General features: G+C 71.2%; 12 protein-coding genes and 3 pseudogenes. 10 read left to right on the top strand and 5 right to left on the bottom strand.

What is annotated here, in order from left to right; genetic code table 11:
* Positions 1 to 418: 418 nt before the first annotated feature.
* Entirely contained in the window at positions 419 to 835 is a 417-nt protein-coding gene (locus ABD355_RS32215; RefSeq protein WP_344404398.1) for an SCO4983 family protein, read from the bottom strand.
* 47 nt (positions 836 to 882) lie between these two features.
* On the bottom strand, positions 883 to 2,094 hold the full coding sequence (locus ABD355_RS32210; protein WP_344404396.1) for a pyridoxal phosphate-dependent aminotransferase: 1,212 nt from the start codon (positions 2,092 to 2,094) through the stop codon (positions 883 to 885).
* A gap of 931 nt (positions 2,095 to 3,025) precedes the next feature.
* On the opposite strand from ABD355_RS32210, the gene ABD355_RS32205 reads away from it, so the two are divergent.
* Positions 3,026 to 3,895, top strand: coding sequence for a S1 family peptidase (locus ABD355_RS32205; RefSeq protein ID WP_344404395.1), 870 nt, complete (start codon positions 3,026 to 3,028; stop codon positions 3,893 to 3,895).
* Positions 3,896 to 3,904: 9 nt separating this feature from the next.
* Here ABD355_RS32205 and ABD355_RS32200 read toward each other — a convergent pair whose 3' ends face one another.
* On the bottom strand, positions 3,905 to 5,536 hold the full coding sequence (locus ABD355_RS32200) for an N-acyl-D-amino-acid deacylase family protein (RefSeq protein WP_344404393.1): 1,632 nt from the start codon (positions 5,534 to 5,536) through the stop codon (positions 3,905 to 3,907).
* 10 nt (positions 5,537 to 5,546) lie between these two features.
* Entirely contained in the window at positions 5,547 to 6,812 is a 1,266-nt protein-coding gene (locus ABD355_RS32195) for an amino acid deaminase (protein ID WP_344404392.1), read from the bottom strand.
* A 220-nt stretch (positions 6,813 to 7,032) separates the two neighbouring features.
* Between ABD355_RS32195 and ABD355_RS44765 the strand changes: the two are divergent.
* From ABD355_RS44765 to ABD355_RS32170, 6 genes and pseudogenes are all read left to right on the top strand, one after another.
* A pseudogene (locus ABD355_RS44765) lies at positions 7,033 to 7,710 on the top strand (sugar kinase); the annotation flags it as partial.
* A gap of 462 nt (positions 7,711 to 8,172) precedes the next feature.
* Positions 8,173 to 8,574: pseudogene (locus ABD355_RS44760) on the top strand (PfkB family carbohydrate kinase); the annotation flags it as partial.
* Complete coding sequence (locus ABD355_RS32185) at positions 8,571 to 9,332, top strand: IclR family transcriptional regulator (protein WP_030929702.1); 762 nt, start codon at positions 8,571 to 8,573, stop codon at positions 9,330 to 9,332. The pseudogene ABD355_RS44760 and the gene ABD355_RS32185, both read left to right, overlap by 4 nt.
* Positions 9,333 to 9,342: 10 nt before the next feature.
* A complete protein-coding gene (locus tag ABD355_RS32180) occupies positions 9,343 to 9,753 on the top strand; it encodes a RidA family protein (protein WP_344404390.1) in 411 nt (136 codons plus the stop codon).
* A 134-nt stretch (positions 9,754 to 9,887) separates the two neighbouring features.
* Entirely contained in the window at positions 9,888 to 11,369 is a 1,482-nt protein-coding gene (locus ABD355_RS32175) for a GntP family permease (RefSeq protein ID WP_344404389.1), read from the top strand.
* Positions 11,370 to 11,433: 64 nt separating this feature from the next.
* Positions 11,434 to 11,994 carry a hypothetical protein gene (locus ABD355_RS32170; protein ID WP_344404387.1) on the top strand — a complete coding sequence of 187 codons (561 nt, stop codon included), beginning with the start codon at positions 11,434 to 11,436 and terminating at the stop codon, positions 11,992 to 11,994.
* Between the two features lie 57 nt (positions 11,995 to 12,051).
* Here the strand turns inward: ABD355_RS32170 and ABD355_RS32165 are convergent.
* A pseudogene (locus ABD355_RS32165) lies at positions 12,052 to 12,609 on the bottom strand (M14 family zinc carboxypeptidase); the annotation flags it as partial.
* Positions 12,610 to 12,937: 328 nt separating this feature from the next.
* On the opposite strand from ABD355_RS32165, the gene ABD355_RS32160 reads away from it, so the two are divergent.
* The 3 genes from ABD355_RS32160 to ABD355_RS32150 all read left to right on the top strand — a co-directional run bounded on the left by ABD355_RS32160 (position 12,938) and on the right by ABD355_RS32150 (position 16,793).
* On the top strand, positions 12,938 to 15,283 hold the full coding sequence (locus tag ABD355_RS32160) for an ATP-binding protein (protein ID WP_344404386.1): 2,346 nt from the start codon (positions 12,938 to 12,940) through the stop codon (positions 15,281 to 15,283).
* A 53-nt stretch (positions 15,284 to 15,336) separates the two neighbouring features.
* Complete coding sequence (locus tag ABD355_RS32155; protein WP_344404384.1) at positions 15,337 to 16,242, top strand: anti-sigma factor RsbA family regulatory protein; 906 nt, start codon at positions 15,337 to 15,339, stop codon at positions 16,240 to 16,242.
* Between the two features lie 77 nt (positions 16,243 to 16,319).
* Positions 16,320 to 16,793, top strand: coding sequence for an ATP-binding protein (locus ABD355_RS32150; protein WP_344404383.1), 474 nt, complete (start codon positions 16,320 to 16,322; stop codon positions 16,791 to 16,793).
* Positions 16,794 to 16,836 lie beyond the last annotated feature (43 nt).

Below are 16,836 nucleotides of genomic sequence, written 5' to 3'. Positions count from 1 at the left end.
CCCCCTCCGGGGAAAGCTCCGCGGCCGGTTGGGATGTGCCCTGACCAGTGATCGTCACGGCCGGCCGCGGTGAGGTACGGCGAGGCCGCGTACAACGACGTACGCGGCTCGGGCCTGCCGTGCCGGTTCCGTCCGCCCCGACGCAACCGGCCCGGCGGGCCTTCGCCGTTCACGGGTGCGGGTCCGTTGGGGCTGATCGCGCAGTTCCCCGCGCCCCTCAAGGGGCGCTGCACTGCAGCGGCTTTTGGGGGCGCGGGGAACTGCGCGACAAGCCACGACGGACCCGCACCCGCCAAGCAACAGGACCCCAGCGGCGATCGGGCACTCCCGCCCTGGCCAACGCAGTGCTGTGGCACCCGGTCCGCGCGACGCTGCGGGTAGCACGCGGACCGGGGCCGTCAAAGGGAGCCCCGAGGGCTCAGTGGGACGAGAGTTCGCGCGGCTCCAGAGCCGCCGCATGCACGTCCATCTGCTCGGCGGCAAGAATCGCCGCCGCCGTGTCCGCCCTGGACGCCGCCACGACCAGGGCGCGTCCGGCGAGGGCGTGGGCCCGCTCGTGCAGGGCCATGGGGTCGTCGTCCGACAGCGCCACGGGCATGCGGACCGGCGTCATTCCGCCCCGCAGTCGGGCCACCTGCCCCGCGAGCCGCTCGGCCGCGGCGTCCAGTTCCTCGGAAGGGGCAGCCGCCCGCAGCTCGTCCGTGACGGCGAGCAGCGCCCCGAGATGACCCGCGAGCTGGATGTCCAGCTCCTCCTCGCGCGAGCGGTGCGGAAAGTCGGAGGTGGTGCCGGCCGTCGTGCTGTGGACCGACTTGGTGCGGATCGGTTCGTACATGGACGGCCTCCTGTGCTGTCAGGAAACCATCCTAGCTTAGATTTCGTCTAAAGTTGGCTGTAACCATCGAGGAAGTTCCCGATCCGGGTGACCGCGTCCCGCAGATCCCCGACCGACGGCAGGGTCACGACCCGGAAGTGGTCGGGCTCGGACCAGTTGAACCCGGTCCCCTGCACGACCATGATCTTCTCGCGGCGCAGCAGGTCCAGGACCATCCGCCGGTCGTCCTTGATCTTGAACACCTTGGGGTCGAGGCGCGGGAAGAGATACAGCGCGCCCTTCGGCTTCACGCAGGTCACGCCCGGGATCTGGGTGAGCAGCTCGTACGCGACGTCGCGCTGCTCCTTCAGTCGCCCGCCCGGCAGCACCAGGTCGTTGATGGTCTGCCGTCCGCTCAGCGCCGCGACCACGCCGTGCTGCCCCGGCATGTTGGCGCACAGGCGCATGTTCGCCAGGATCGTCAGACCCTCGATGTACGAGTCCGCGTGGGCGCGCGGCCCGGAGATCGACATCCAGCCGACCCGGTAGCCCGCCACCCGGTACGCCTTCGACATGCCGTTGAAGGTGAGGGTCAGCAGGTCGGGGGCGACGGCGGCGGTCGGGGTGTGCGTGGCACCGTCGTAGAGGATCTTGTCGTAGATCTCGTCCGAGCAGACCAGCAGGTTGTGACGGCGGGCGATGTCGGTCAGGCCCTTGACCATCGCCTCATCGTAGACGGCCCCCGTCGGATTGTTGGGGTTGATGATGACGATCGCCTTGGTGCGGTCGGTGACCTTGCGCTCCACGTCGGCGAGGTCGGGCATCCAGTCGGACTGCTCGTCGCAGCGGTAGTGCACGGCCGTGCCGCCGGAGAGGGAGACGGCGGCGGTCCACAGGGGGTAGTCGGGCGACGGTACGAGGACCTCGTCGCCGTCGTCGAGCAGGCCCTGCATGGCCATCACGATCAGCTCGGAGACGCCGTTGCCGACGAAGACGTGCTCTACGTCGGTCTCGATGCCGAGGGTCTGGTTGTGCATGACGACCGCCCGGCGCGCGGCCAGCAGGCCCTTCGCGTCGCCGTAGCCGTGCGCCGTCGACACGTTGCGGAGGATGTCCTCCAGGATCTCGGGCGGGCACTCGAAGCCGAACGCCGCAGGGTTCCCCGTGTTCAGCTTGAGGATGCGGTGACCGGCCGCCTCGAGCCGCATCGCCTCCTCGAGCACCGGGCCCCGGATCTCGTAACAGACGTTGGCGAGCTTGGTCGACTGGATCACCTGCATGTCTGGGAGCTTACGGCCCGGTAACGCGTCTTGGCCCGTGTTATCCGCCACGTGAGACATGGGGTTTGGGCCGTTATCGCCGGTAGCTGTCCCACGAGTCCCGCCCGTCTCTACAATGCGCGGTCATGTCCAGGCCACCCGAGTACGAATACGGGGCACCTCAGGGTCCGCCGAACGTGTACCACCCGCAGCCGGAGCCGGCCCCCTCGTACGAGGAGTATGCCGATCCGGCCGTTGCGCATGGGTGGCTGAATGCGTATGACTCGACGCGGGAGATGCCTGTGCCTCCGGCGGTGGACGAGACGTATGTGCCGCGGCCCTCCCGGCGTAAGCCCAAGCGCGCCTCGGGGCGACGAGGGAACGGTCGTCGGGCGTCTGCGGGTCGGTGGGGGCTGGTCGCGCAGTTCCCCGCGCCCCTTAAGGGGGCGTTGGTCGCCGGTGGTGTCGTGGGTGCCCTGATGGTGGGGTTTTCTCTTGCCGGGTCCCCCACCGCGCCCCCGAGTGGGGTGCAGGGCAAGGAGGAGAGTGCGGCGCCTGCGGTCGGCGGCTCTGCCTCGCCTACGGCTTCCGAGGTCCCCGCAGGGTCTTCCACCGGTCGGCCGTCCGGCGGCGGGGCGGAATCGTCCCAGGCGGCCTATCCGGGGCCGAGTGCCCCGACCCGGACCGCGTCCGAGCGGGTGACCCACGAGCCCTCTGCCGGGACGTCCACCGCCGGTGCCACGGCTGTGCCCACTCCCACCGTGACCGCATCGGGCCCGGGCCGCTCCGGCAGCAATCCGGGTCACGGTCAGGGCGGCAGCAAGGGGCCCAAGTAGCCGTAGGGCCGGATACGTTCTTGCCCAAGCACCCCTCTCCCCTCACAATGCACATGTCAAATCTATGGGCGGCCGGAAAATCTCCGGTCGCCCAAGTCGCAAGAGGGGACCCCCACATGAAGAAGCCTCTCCTCGCCGTGCTCTCGGCCCTGGTGATAACCGGGGCGGGCATGGCGCCCGCGGTCGCGGCGCCCCTGCTGACGGACGGCGCGGCCACCAAGGCGACGACGAAGACGGCCACGCCCGCCGTCAAGGCCGTCAACTTCGCCGGCACCGTGGCGCTCAGCAACTGCTCCGGCTCCGTCATCCGCTTCCCGAACTCCGTGGACACCGACCCGGCGCTCGTCCTGACCAACGGCCACTGCCTGGAGACCGGATTCCCGGCGGCGGGCGAGGTCATCGTCGACCAGGCCTCCAGCCGTAGCTTCAGCCTGCTCAACGCCTCGGCCACCAAGGTCGGGACGCTGCGGGCGAGCAAGGTCGCGTACTCGACCATGACGGACACGGACGTCACGATCTACCAGCTCACCACCACCTACGCGAAGATCAAGAGCACCTACGGCATCAGCCCGCTCACCGTGCAGGACACGCACCCGACCGCGGGCACCGCGATCACGGTCGTCTCCGGCTACTGGAAGCGGACGTACGCCTGCAACATCGACGGCTTCGTCTACCGCCTCAAGGAGGGCGACTGGACCTGGAAGGACTCGGTCCGTTACACCTCCGCCTGCCAGACCATCGGCGGCACCTCGGGCTCGCCCGTCGTCGACAACGCCACCGGCAAGGTCGTCGCCGTCAACAACACCGGCAACGAGGACGGCGAGCGCTGCACCGAGAACAACCCCTGCGAGGTCGACGCGAGCGGCAACGTGACCGTCCGCCAGGGCATCAACTACGCCGAGGAGACCTACCAGATCCCGGCCTGCTTCGGAGCCGGCAACAAGCTGAACCTGAGCGCCGTCGGCTGCACCCTGCCCAAGCCGTAGTCCCGTAGCTCACCGCCGGTCGGCGTTCCGTCGCACGGGACTGCGACGGACCGCCCGGCCCGCCAGTACATCCGTCCGCCGGCCGTCCTCGACGACGAAGCGGCCGTCGACGAAGACGTACGGAATGCCCGTCGGAAGCGTGCGCGGATTCTCGTACGTCGACCCCGCGGCCACCGTCTCCGGGTCGAACAGCACCAGATCGGCCTTGTAGCCCTCGCGGACCAGGCCCCGGTCCGGCAGCCGCAGCCGGGCGGCGGGCCGTGAGGTCAGATGGGCGACGCACTCCTCCAGCGACAGCACGCCCAACTCCCGTACGTACCGGCCGAGATACTGCGGGAAGGTGCCGTAGGCGCGCGGATGCGGTTTCGTGCCCTGGAGGATGCCGTCCGAGCCGCCGGTGTGGACGCGGTGCCGCATGATCGCCCGGACGTTCTCCTCGTGGCCCACGTGCTGCAGGATCGTCGAGCCCAGCCGGTCCGCAAGCAGCAGATGACGGGCGGTGGCCCACGGGGCCTCGCCGCGCGCCTCGGCCGACTGCAGGATCGTACGGCCGACGAATTCGCCCAGCTCCGCATCCGCCACGCCGGAGATCTCGATCGTGTCCCACTCGACGGGCACGCCGTGGCAGCCGTCCGCGCCCACGACCTCCATGTGGTGCCGGATCCGCTCCGCGCTCTCGTCGTCCGCCAGCCGCTTCAGGATCGCCTCGGGGCCGCCCTCGCTCGCCCAACTCGGCAGCAGAGCCACGAGAGTTGTGCAGCCGGGGGTGTACGGGTACGTGTCGAGGCTGATGTCGGCCCCGGCCGCCAGCGCCTCGTCCAGCAGGGACAGCAGTTCGGGCGCCCGGCCCCTGTTCACGCCGAAGTTCATGGTGGCGTGGGCGAGATGGAGCGAGCAGCCCGCCTGACGGGTCAGGGCCACCATCTCCTCGTACGCCTCCAGGGCGCCCGCCCCGTACGAGCGGTGATGGGGGCAGTAGTAGCCGTCGTACGCGGCCACCACCCGGCACAGCTCGGTCAGTTCGGAGTCCTTGGCGTACATGCCGGGCGTGTAGGTCAGCCCGGACGACATCCCGACCGCGCCCTGCTCCAGGCCCTCCGCGACCAACTGCCGCATCCGGTCCAGCTCCTGCGGGGTCGCCTCGCGGTCCTCCCAGCCGACGGCGAGCATGCGGACCGTCCCCTGCGGGATCAGATAGGCCGCGTTCACCGCGATCCCCTGGTCCAGCCGGTCGAGATACTCGCCCACCGAACGCCAGTCGAAGTCGATGTCGTCGCCGTACCCGTTCCAGCCGGTGATCGCGCGGCGCACCTCGGCGAGCGTGCGGTCGTCGACGGGGGCGTACGACAGCCCGTCCTGGCCCAGGACCTCCAGCGTGACGCCCTGCGCGGCCTTGGCGCTGTGGTCGGGGTCCCGGAGCAGGGCCAGATCGCTGTGGGCGTGCATGTCGATGAAGCCGGGGGAGAGGACCAGCCCCTCCGCGTCCAGCTCCCGGCGCGCCTTCGGGCGCAGACAGCCCGCGGCGGCCGCCTCCTTGACGATCGACACGATCCTGCCGCCGTCGACCACCACGTCCGACCGGTACGAGGGCTCACCGCTGCCGTCCACGACGTCCGCGTCCCGGATGACCAGCTCTTCCACGGCCTGCCTCCTAGAAGAAGGTACGGATGTAGTCGACCACCGTGCCGTCCGCCTCCGCCACCGGGATCAGCTGCCACTTGTCGAAGGAGGTGCACGGGTGGGACAGGCCCATGCCCAGCCAGTCCCCGACCTCCAGGTCCGCCTCCTGAGTCGTCCGCAGCCAGGCGTGCTGGTCGGACAGGGCGGTCACCGAGATGCCGGTCGCCGGGTGCTCGGCGCCGTCCCGCCGGACGACCTGCGCGAAGGGGAGATCGAGGTCGTACGCCGCGTCCCGCTTGCCCGCGTTGACGAAGGCCTGATCGGTGGTGGGCCGGGAGACGACCTGGGCCCAGAGACGGAAGGCGGGCTCCAGGGCGCCCTCCTCCGGGACCCGGTTGAAGGGGGTGAGCTTGCGGTAGTGGCCGTCGTCGTGCGAGACGTAGGCGCCGGAGCGCAGCAACTTCAGGACCGGAGCGGAGAGTTCGGGGATCTCGGCGAACTCGTCGGCCACCGCATCGAACCAGGCGCTGCCGCCCGCGCTCACGACGATCTCGTCCGTGTCCTTGAAGCGGCCGGCCCTGTCGAAGTCGACGGCCAGTGCGACCAGTCGCCGCAGCCAGGCGTGCACCCGCTCCGGGTCGGCCTGCGGGACCTCGCCCTCGTAGCCCGCGACACCGACGAGCCGCAGCGTCCCCGTCCCGGCCACGGCATCGGCGACCGCCGCGCACTCCGCCTCCGTACGGACCCCGGTACGGGCGCCCTCACCGGCCGCGAGCTCGATCACGACGTCCAGCGGCCGGGCGGCCCCCTGCAACGCCGCGTCCATCAGCTCGACCCCGCGCACGGAGTCGACGTAGCAGACGAGACGGAACTCGGGATCGGCGTCGAGCTCGGCGGAGATCCACCGCAGGGCGGCCGGGTCGACCAGTTCGTTGGCGAGGAACACCCGCTGGATCCCGAATGCCCGCGCCACGCGCACCTGGTGCGGGACGGCCAGGGTGATGCCCCAGGCGCCGCGCTCGATCTGCTGCCGGAACAGCTGGGGGGCCATGGTGGTCTTGCCGTGCGGGGCGAAGGCGAGGCCGTGGCGGGTCGCATACGTCTCCATCAGCGCGAGGTTGTGCTCCAGGCGCTCGGCCGACAGGGCGAGGACGGGGGTCGCGAAGCCGCCGGTGAAGAGGTTGCGGCGCTGGGCGGCCAGCTCGCCGACGGTCAGTCCGTCGGCGTCCGGCGGGAGGCCCTTGAACCGGTGGTCGACGCGTTCCCCAGCGAGCCGGGCGAGGTCTTCCGTGACCATTGAGGCCTCCCTGATCTGGTGTGTTGCAGTACTTGCAACGTCCATTGCATATATCGCTTACCGCTGTCTAACATCTCGGCCAACGCGGGGTCAACGAACTTCCGCTCGCCCGCCACAGCACCGAGGAGTTACGACGATCGTGACCGCGACCGGACCTTGCAATGCCCCCGACGGCGTCGGTGCCGTCGAGGTCGTCGATGTCGTCACGCTCGGCGAGTCCATGGTCACGTTCCTGCCCTCCCGTCCCGGTCGCCTCGCCGACGTCCCCTCCTTCGACCGCGCCATCGGCGGCGCGGAATCCAACGTGGCCTGCACCCTCGCGGCCGCCGGGCACTGCGTGCGCTGGGTGAGCAGGGTCGGCGCCGACGGGTTCGGCGACCACCTCGTCGAGGCGATCGGGGCGTACGGCGTCGACGTCACCGCCGTACGACGGGACCCGGCGCGCCCGACCGGCATCTACTTCCGCACGGCCGGCGACCGGTCGACCGCCGACCACGAGGTGGCGTACTACCGGACCGGCTCCGCGGCCTCCGCGATGACGGTCGGCAACACGGACCTGGACGCGGTGCGCGCGGGCCGGGTACTGCACCTGTCGGGGATCACGGCGGCGTTGTCGGAGGGGTGTCTGGGGTTGATGCGCGAACTGACCGCGCCGCGGGCCGGGCGCCCGCTGATCTCCTTCGACGTCAACTACAGGCCGGGGCTCTGGCCGGACGCCGACGGGGCGGGTGTGCTGCTGGAGCTGGCGCGGGGCGCCGACATCGTCTTCGTGGGGGAGGACGAGGCGGAGGAGGCGTGGGGGGTGACGGGCGGCCCGGACGCGGTTCGCGCCGCGCTGCCGGAGCCGGGGGTGCTGGTGGTGAAGCAAGGGCGCGTGGGGGCTACCGCTTTCGTGTCGGCCGCGGGCGCTCGGGGGCTGTTCGCGCAGTTCCCCGCGCCCCTGAAACCCACCGCCGACCGCTCCCCTCAACAGGCGCAGCCAGCGATTCACCACACCGTGCAGCCCACGCCCGGCCACTCCGCGCAGCCCACGCAGCCTCCGCGTCACTCCGCGCCGCCCGCGGCCGGCCACTCCGCCTCGCCTGCGAGTCACCACGCCGTGCGGTCCGCGAGCCACTTCGCGCCGCCCGCGGACTGCTGCTCGGCGGAGCCTGCGCGCCATTCCGCGCCGCCCGCGGCCGGCTGCTCGGCGGAGCCTGCGCGTCACTCCTTGCCGCCCGCGGCCGGCTGCTCCGTGGAGCCTGTGAGCCAGCGCGGTCCGGGCGTCGTGGTGGCCGGCACGCCGGGGTTCCCATACGGCAGTGCGAGCGAGGCCGCGCCGTCTGCCGGTAGCCACTGCGCAGAGCCTGCGGGCACTTGTGCCGCTCCCGAGCCGAAGAAAGGCGGCACCCCGCAAGCGCGGGCCGGCGACGCCGCCCCTGCCTCAGCCCCCGCGCCGGGTATCTTCGTGCCCGCCCTCGCCGTGGACGTCGTAGCAACAGTCGGGGCCGGAGACGCCTTCGCCGCCGGATTCCTGTCGGCAACCCTGCGCGGCCTCCCGGCAGAGACCTGCCTGCGCCACGGCCACCTGACGGCCGCAGCCACCCTCACCGCCCAAGGCGACCTCGCCCCACCCCCCACCCGCCACCACGCCGACCGCCTCGCCGCCCTCGACGACGACGCGTGGGGGAAACTTCGACTCGGCCCCGGCTGGACGCAAGCCGATGATCACGCCGTGGAGCGAGCCGTCGATCGGGCCGACGAGGAGGTACGTACGCCATGAGCCAGACCGTCGACCGCGCGCTCAGCATCCTGCCGCTGCTCGCCGAGGGCCCCGCCGACCTCGGCCAGGTCGCCGACCGCCTGGACGTGCACAAGTCCACGGCTCTCCGCCTGCTGCGCACGCTGCACGAGCACGGTCTCGTCTACCGCCAGTCCGACCAGCGCTACCGCCTCGGCGCCCGCCTCATCGCCCTGGCCCAGGAGGCCATGGAGAACCTCGACATCCGCGAGATCGCCCACCCCCACCTCGTACGCCTCAACGAGCAGTGCGGGCACACCGTCCATCTCGCCGTGTACGAGGAGTCCGAGGTCCTCTACATCGACAAGGTGGAGAGCCGGTACCCGGTCCGGATGTACTCACGGATCGGCAAGCCGGTCGCGATCACCGTCGCCGCGGTGGCCAAACTGCTCCTCGCCGACCTGCCCGAAGGGGAGCGCCGTGCGCTCGCCGACAAGCTCGACTACCCCATGTACACCTCCCGTTCCACCCCCAACGCCCCAGCCTTCCTCAGGGAGTTGGACAAGGTGCGCGAACAGGGCTGGGCCACCGACCTCGGCGGCCACGAGGAGTCCATCAACTGCGTCGCCGCACCGATCCGCGGTGCCGACGGCCGGGTCGTCGCCGCCATGTCGGTCTCCGCGCCGAACGTCGTCGTCACCGCCGACGAACTCCTCACCCTGCTCCCCCTGGTGCGCCGCACGGCCGACGCGATCAGCGGTGAGTACTCCGGAAGAACGCCAGTGAAGGACAGCCAGTGAAGGACAGCCCGTGACCGAGAAGATCGCCCTCACTCCCAAGACCCACACCACCCCGCCCGCGAAGTTCTCCCACGGCGTCAAGAAGGGCAACATCCTGCAGGTCGCCGGCCAGGTCGGCTTCCTGCCCGCCGAGGAGGGCAAGCCCCCCACGCCCGCCGGCCCGACCCTGCGCGAACAGACCCTCCAGACCCTCGCCAACGTCAAGGCGATCCTGGAGGAGGGCGGCGCGAGCTGGGACGACGTGATGATGATCCGCGTCTACCTCACGGACGTCGACCAGTTCGCCGAGATGAACGCCGTCTACAACGCCTATTTCGAGGAACAGGGCCTCACCCAGCCGCCCGCCGCGCGCACGACGGTCTACGTCGGTCTGCCCGCGGGTCTCCTCATCGAGATCGACGCGCTGGCCGTACTCGGCTGACGGTCTCTCAACTCCCGCAAGCCGACTCCCGCACACCGTACGCACTCACGGTGCGGCGCCCGTCATCCCAAGGGGCGCCGTGCCGCGATCCCCCCTGCCCGAAAGCCCTATGCACTTACGTAGAGGACCCCCAAATGTCCCTCCCGCTCGCCGCAACAGCCCCAGCCCCCGTGGTTCCACCCCACACCGGAGGCCTGCTCCTGCTGGTCGACGGAACGGCCGGCCTCCTCACCGTCGCCGCCATCGGCATCGCCCTGCTCCTCTTCCTGATCATCAAGGTCAGACTCCAGCCGTTCGTCGCCCTGCTCGCCGTCTCCATAGCCGTGGGGCTGCTGGCGGGTCTGTCGGTCACCGAGCTCTTCGGTACGGTCCAGCGTTCGGACGCGGTGTCCACCATCGAGACCGGTATGGGCGGCATCCTCGGCCATGTCGCGATCATCATCGGCCTGGGCACGATGCTCGGCGCGATCCTCGAAGTCAGCGGCGGCGCGGAGGTTTTGGCCTCACGCCTGCTGGGCCTGTTCGGCGAGAAGCGGGCTCCGCTCGCGATGGGCCTGACGGGCCTCATCTTCGGCATCCCGGTCTTCTTCGACGTGGGCATCTTCGTCCTCGCGCCCATCGTCTACGCCGCCGCCAAGCGCTCCGGCAAATCGATCCTGCTCTACTGCCTGCCCCTCCTCGCGGGCCTGTCGATGACCCATGCCTTCCTGCCCCCGCACCCCGGCCCGGTGGCCGCGGCCGGACTGCTCCATGTGCAGCTCGGCTGGGTCATCCTGATGGGCGTCGTCTGCGGCATCCCGGCCGTTCTGGCCGCCTGGGCGTTCTCCGCCTGGATCGGCCGCCGCATCTTCGTCGCCGTACCCCAGGACATGGTGGAGGCGGCGGCGGAGGCGAAGCTCGCGGTCATCAACGAGCAGCGGGAGCAGGGGGTGGAGCCGCGTGAGCACCCGGTGCCACTGGGTACCGTGCTGGGCATCATCGGCACCCCGTTGATCCTCATCCTCGCGGCCACCTTCTCCTCCATCGCGCTCGCCCCCTCCACCGGCCGCTCGGTGATCGAGTTCTTCGGCCACCCGTTCGTGGCCCTGACGATCGCGCTGCTGCTGGCGTACTACCTGCTGGGCATCCGCCGCGGCTGGTCCCGCAAGTCCCTGGAGACGGTGTCCACGGCCTCGCTGAAGCCGGTGGGCAACATCCTGCTGGTGGTCGGCGCGGGAGGAGTCTTCGGCGCGGTCCTCAAGGCGAGCGGCGTCGCACAGGCCCTCTCGGACACCTTCCACGACGTGGGCCTGCCTGTGCTCGTCCTCGCCTACCTGATCTCGGTGGTCCTGCGCGTGGCCCAGGGCTCGGCAACGGTGGCGATCGTCACGACAGCGGGAATCGTCGCCCCCCTCCTCACGGAGGGCCACCACTCCCAGGCCTTCGTCGCCCTCGTCATCATGGCCATCTCGGCAGGCTCGATCTTCGCCTCGCACGTGAACGACGGAGGCTTCTGGATGGTCGCCAAGTACTTCGGCATCAGCGAGCGGGACACCCTGAAGACATGGACGGTGCTGGAGACGGTGCTGTCCGTCGTGGGGTTCCTGGTGGCGGCGGTGCTGAGCGTGTTCGTGTAGGCGTCTCATAACGAAGTTGGGGCTGGCTGTGTCCGCCACAGGATCTTCGACCATACTGCCCGCTGTGGAGCAGCGCATAGGATCGAGCAGCCAGCCCCTGAAGGGCGAGCCCGTGACCGGTGCCGGATTCGACCCGGCCTTCATTCCCGGGCTCACCTCACCCGTCTCCGAGAAGCCGGAGGAGGTCGAGGCGGAAGACGCCGAGTCCGCCGAGTCCGAACCCGAGCCCAAGGACGAGGACGTCGAGTCCGGGGCCGAGGAGCAGGAGCCGGCCGCGGAGGAGGACTCCGGGGACGGTGACGAGGACGAGGCCCCCGACGGGCCCGTCTTCGAGGCCTCCGACCGGCGCGCCAAGATCGTCGCCGATCACAGGGGCGTCCGCCTCACCCTGGACGACCAGGAGTGCGAGTTCCGCTGGGACGAGATCGGCGCCGTGGAGACCGAGTCGCCCCGCTTCGGCAAGCGGTTCACCATCACCGTCCACACCCCTGACCGCCGCTGGTACCCGATCGAGATCGAGGCGACGGCCAGGGCGCAGTTCAGCGAGTGGGACGAACAGCTGGACGCGGTCCTCGACGCCTACTTCGAAGACGGCACCGAGGCCGAGACCGAGGCCGCCGACTAGCCGCTAGCCGCAGTACTGGGCCGCCTTGCCGATGGACCGGTACATGCAGTCCGCGTCGTGGAAGGTGAAGAGCACCTCCGGCTCGTTCTCGTCCGTCGCCACGTTGTCGCCGACCTTGATGGCGACGATGTCCCGGCCCTGGTACGACTTGCCGATCACCCGCTTGCTCATGATGTTCGGCTAGGCCGCGAGCCGCTGGTCGATCTCCGTGTTCATCCCGGCGTAGTTGTGGTGCTTCGAGTCGGCCGAGGGAAAGTCGTAGGGCCGTACGCCGTCCGAGTCCGAGGAGCGGTCCGGTGCCGAGCCCAACGGCGAGACGTCGTAGCCCTGTCGGCGGAGTGTGCTGATCTGTGTCGCGCGTCCGGAGACGACCACCGTCTCCTCGTCGGCCTCGTCCACGGTCACACCGGCCGCGGCGATGGCCGGGCGGGTGACGGGGGTGTTGTGGTCGACGTGGATCTCGTACCGGCGGACGTCGTCGGCCGATGGCGCCGTCTTGTGGGCGCTGTCGGCCGTCGCCGAGACGGGTGCCGCAAGGGCGAGGGCGAGCAGGGCGGCGAACGCGGCGGTGCGTCTGCCGCCGCGGGCGCCCGAGCCTCGTGTCCGAAGTCGCATGAAGTCTCCTGGGGAGGGGGGTGGTTCGTGCGACGTGCCTGTGAGCCACCTGTGCGGGCGCTGCCCGTCGTCATGGATTGGCATGGACAGGTCAAGGGGCGGAGGTCGGCCGGAGTGTACGCGCAGCCGTCACCGCACAGGCGCCGTCCGGCGAAGTGCACTCGCGGGTGTGAGGGGAACGTGCATATATGCCGATTGCGGAGAAGAGTGAGGTTCCGCTTCACTCAGGTTCGCCTTGCGATGTCCGTGCCGGTCACGCTGGCCAGCCTGCTGTTCTGCTGGGGGTCCGGGGGTCGGCCCCCGGGAAATGCAGTCAGGGAGGCTGATCATGGGCGGATCAGCGCCGCGACGGGACCGTCACCTGCCGGTCGAGACCACCAGCTTCGTCGACCGGCGCGGCGAACAGACCGAGGGCCGCGAACTGCTCGCCAAGGCGCGTTTGGTCACGCTGACCGGACCGGGCGGCGTGGGCAAGACCCGCCTCGCCGCACGCATCGCGGCCCGTGTGGAACGGGCCTTCCCGGACGGTGTGCGCTTCGTGCACCTGGCCGGACTGCACGACCCGGCGCTCGTCCCGCTCGCCGCCGCCGACGCGCTCGGCCTGCACGACCACTCCGCGCAGCCCCCGCTGGACGCCCTGGTCGAGCAGGTACGGGACCGGCGCCTGCTGCTCGTCCTGGACAACTGCGAACACCTGCTGCAGGCCTGCGCCGAGCTCGCCGCCGCCCTGCTGCACGGCACCACCGGCGTCCGTGTCCTCGCCACCAGCCGGCACCGCCTCGCGCTCACCGAGGAACACCTTCTGGAGGTACGGCCGTTACCCGTCCCGGACCCGGACGGCGACCTCTCGGCAGCCGACGGCTACCCGGCCCTCGCCCTCTTCGCCGACCGTGCCGCCGCCGTGGTCCCCGGCTTCCGGCTGACCGCCGGCAACCGCGCCGCCGTGGCCCGTCTGTGCCGCCGCCTGGACGGCCTTCCGCTCGCCATCGAGCTGGCCGCCGTACGGATGCGGGTCCTCGGCGTCGAACAGCTCCTGGAGCGCCTCGACGACCGCTACCGCCTCCTCACGGCCGGCAGCAGCGCGGCGCTGCCCCGCCATCAGACCCTGCGTGCCGCCGTCGACTGGAGCCATGAACTGTGCACCTACGAGGAGCAGTTGGTGTGGGCTCGGGCCTCCGTCCTGCCCGGCGGCTTCGACCTGGAGACGGCGGAGGCGGTGTGCGCGGACAGCGAGGAGGTGCGGCCGCAGGAGGTGCTGGAGGCGGTCGCGGGGCTCGTCGACAAGTCCGTGCTGGGGCGGGAGACGGGACCGGACGGGGTCCGCTACCGGCTGCTGGACACCCTGCGGCACTACGGCCTGGACCGGCTTCGGCGGCTGGAGGGCGAGGAGGACGCCACCCGGCGCCGTCAGCGCGACTGGATGCAGCGGCGGGCCGCCGACTGCGAACGCGCCTGGTTCGGACCCGGGCAGCGGGAGATCGTCGCCCGGTTGCGGGCCGACCAGGACAGCCTGCGCGCCGCCTTCGACTTCAGCCTCACCCACCCCGGCGAACGGCTCGCCGCCCTGCGCCTCGCGGGCACCCTGTGGTTCTACTGGCACGCCTGCGGGGCACCCCGTGAGGGCCGCTACTGGCTGGAGCGGGCCCTCGACGCCAACCCCGAACCGACCGTCGAGCGGGCCCGCGGGCTGTGGGTGGCCGGTCTCCTTGCGGGCGCCACCCAGGACATGACCGGAGGCCTGCGCCGCGCGCGGGACGCCCAGGCGCTGGCCGAGCGCCTCGGCGACCGGGCCGAGGCCGCCCACGCCGCCTACGTCATCGGTGTCATCCGCCTGTTCGGCAACGAACTGCCCGCCGCCCTCGACCACTTCGAGGCCTCCGTCGCCCGCGGGCCCGTCCCCGGTCAGCACCTCAGCCTGCACGGCCTCGACCAGGTCGAACTCGCCTGCGCCCTGGGCTTCCTGGGCGAGGCCGACCGCGCGGTCGAGGTCTGCGAGCGGGCCCGCCGGCTGTGCGAGGAGCACGGCGAGGAGTGGGTGCGCTCGTACCTGCTGCGGATGCTGGCCCTCGCCCACACCGTGAAGGAGGACTGGGACGAGGCCGGACGGCACGCCCGCGAGGCCCTGCGCCTCAAGCTCGCCGTCAACGACGTCACCGGCATCGCCCTCACCCTCGACCTGCTGGCCCATATCGCGACCCGGGCGGGCGCCCACGCACACGCGGCCGCCCTGCTCGGCGGCGCCGACCGCACCTGGGCCGACATCGACCGGGACCGCTGGGGCTCGACCCACCTGGGCGCCATCCGCCGCGACAGCGGCGAGCGGGCGTCGGCCGCCCTGGGGCGGGCCGCCTTCGAGCGGTCGTACGAGAAAGGAGGCGCCCTCGGACTCGCGGAACTCGTGGCGTATGCGACGGAGGACCAGGAACCCCCACGCCCCGCACGGGCAAGGGAGAGGAGTGGTCGGCGCAGATCCGGGTCCCCGCAGGACGGCATGCTCACCCGTCGTGAGACCGAGGTCGCCGAACTCGTCGCCCAGGGCCTCGCCAACCAGCAGATCGCCGACCGGCTCGTCATCGCCCGCCGTACCGCCGAAGGCCATGTGGAACGCATCCTCAGCAAACTCGGCTTCAGCAACCGCAGCCAGATCGCCGCCTGGGTCGCGGCCCAGAACTGAGCCCCGTCCAGGCTCCCCTCCCGGCCCCCACACCCCCCACAGAGCGGAGAACCATGACCAGCACACCACCCGCCCCCACCCCGTTCGACCACCGCATGGCGGTGTACGGCGCGGACGACGAGTTCGTGGCGGCCGCGCTGCCGTTCCTCGTCGAAGGCCTCGGCGCCCCCGGCGAGCCCCCGCCGGTGGCGATCGCCGCCCCCGACAAGCTGGATCTGCTGCGCGAGGCCCTCGGGGGTGACACGAAGAGCGTCACCTTCGTGCCGCACACCGAGTGGTACACCGGCTCGGCCGCCAACGCCGTGGCTCAGGGCGCCGGTTACCTCGCCGCGCACGCAGGCCCCGGCGGCCGTGTCCACCTCCTCATGGAACCCGTCTGGAACGGCCGCGCAGGACGCTCCGTCCGGGAGACCACCGAGTGGATCCGCTACGAGGCGCTCGCCAACCTCCTCTTCGCACCGCTGGCGACCACGGCCCTGTGCGCCTACGACACCCGCACCGCCGGCGCGGCCATCATCGAGGCGGCCCGCCGCGCCCACCCCGACACCGCCGTCTACGAGGACCCGGTCCGCCTCGCGGCCGAACTGGACTCCGTGCCGCTGCCGTTGCCCCCGGCCACCGCACAGCCGCTCACCCAGCCGTACCCGGAGGCCGTTCGCTCAGGGGCCGCGGCCCGTGGACTGGCGCCCGCGGACGCCGAGTTGTTCACTGAGGCGGTCACCGCGGCGGTCACCGCCCTCGGTCCCCTGACCGGTGCCCTGATGTGGGGCGAGGCACCCGCCTGCATCTGCGAGCTGCGCGCACCCCGCCGCCTGGACGACCCGCTGGCCGGCTTCGTCCCGCCGCCCGTCCCCGAACTGGAACCGGGCCAGGGCCTGTGGTTCAGCCGCCAGGTCTGCGCCTACGTCGACATCCGTGACGACGGGACGGGGACGACCGTACGGCTGCAGTACGGGTAACCGCTTGCCCGTACGCAGGTATGGAAACAGGTAGTCCTCCCCGTTTGCCGCGGCACCGGGGAGGACACCCTGAAATCATGCTGGATCTCTCCGGGACCCCCCACCCGGACTCGGACGCTCAGTTCGCCGCGTACCCTCAACCGCCCCTGCGGGCAGGCCATTCGAGCGTGGAGTACGATCCGCGCCCGACCGCCGTCCGCGAGGCCCGTACAGAGGTCCGAAGACAGCTGGAGGTCTGGGGGCTGACCGACCGGGACGACCTGGTGGACATCGCCGAACTCCTCGTCAGCGAACTGGCCACCAACGCCCTGCTGCACTCCGCGAGCCGCTTCCGGCTCACCCTCTCCGCCGCGCACGGCGTCCTGCGCTGCGAGGTGCGGGACGGCGGCCGCCGCACCCCGCAGGTGCTTGAGGCGGGGGCCTCGGAGAGCGGCCGCGGGATGTTCCTGGTGAACGCGCTGGCCAGACGCTGGGGCTGCCACCAGGACGGACAGGGCAAGACGGTGTGGTTCGAACTGGGCACGTGCGGGGCGGACGGCTGCGGTTCTTGACGGCCCTCTTTCCTGCACCGCCTCACGCCCAGGGATCTCTCCG

Origin of the sequence: Streptomyces longisporus (assembly GCF_039532765.1) — a bacterium.
In the GTDB taxonomy this organism is placed as follows: domain Bacteria; phylum Actinomycetota; class Actinomycetes; order Streptomycetales; family Streptomycetaceae; genus Streptomyces; species Streptomyces longisporus.
The sequence above is the reverse complement of the archived record's forward strand: the minus strand, read 5'-3'. Positions and strand labels throughout refer to the sequence as shown.

Bases quoted from the DNA above. Each gene is read 5' to 3' on its own strand.
- ABD355_RS32185 (WP_030929702.1), top strand. From the start codon at position 8,571: ATGAGCCAGACCGTCGACCGCGCGCTCAGCATCCTGCCGCTGCTCGCC.
- ABD355_RS32195 (WP_344404392.1), bottom strand. From the start codon at position 6,812: ATGGTCACGGAAGACCTCGCCCGGCTCGCTGGGGAACGCGTCGACCAC.
- ABD355_RS32175 (WP_344404389.1), top strand. From the start codon at position 9,888: ATGTCCCTCCCGCTCGCCGCAACAGCCCCAGCCCCCGTGGTTCCACCC.
- ABD355_RS32155 (WP_344404384.1), top strand. From the start codon at position 15,337: ATGACCAGCACACCACCCGCCCCCACCCCGTTCGACCACCGCATGGCG.
- ABD355_RS32210 (WP_344404396.1), bottom strand. From the start codon at position 2,094: ATGCAGGTGATCCAGTCGACCAAGCTCGCCAACGTCTGTTACGAGATC.
- ABD355_RS32150 (WP_344404383.1), top strand. From the start codon at position 16,320: ATGCTGGATCTCTCCGGGACCCCCCACCCGGACTCGGACGCTCAGTTC.
- ABD355_RS32215 (WP_344404398.1), bottom strand. From the start codon at position 835: ATGTACGAACCGATCCGCACCAAGTCGGTCCACAGCACGACGGCCGGC.
- ABD355_RS32160 (WP_344404386.1), top strand. From the start codon at position 12,938: ATGGGCGGATCAGCGCCGCGACGGGACCGTCACCTGCCGGTCGAGACC.
- ABD355_RS32205 (WP_344404395.1), top strand. From the start codon at position 3,026: ATGAAGAAGCCTCTCCTCGCCGTGCTCTCGGCCCTGGTGATAACCGGG.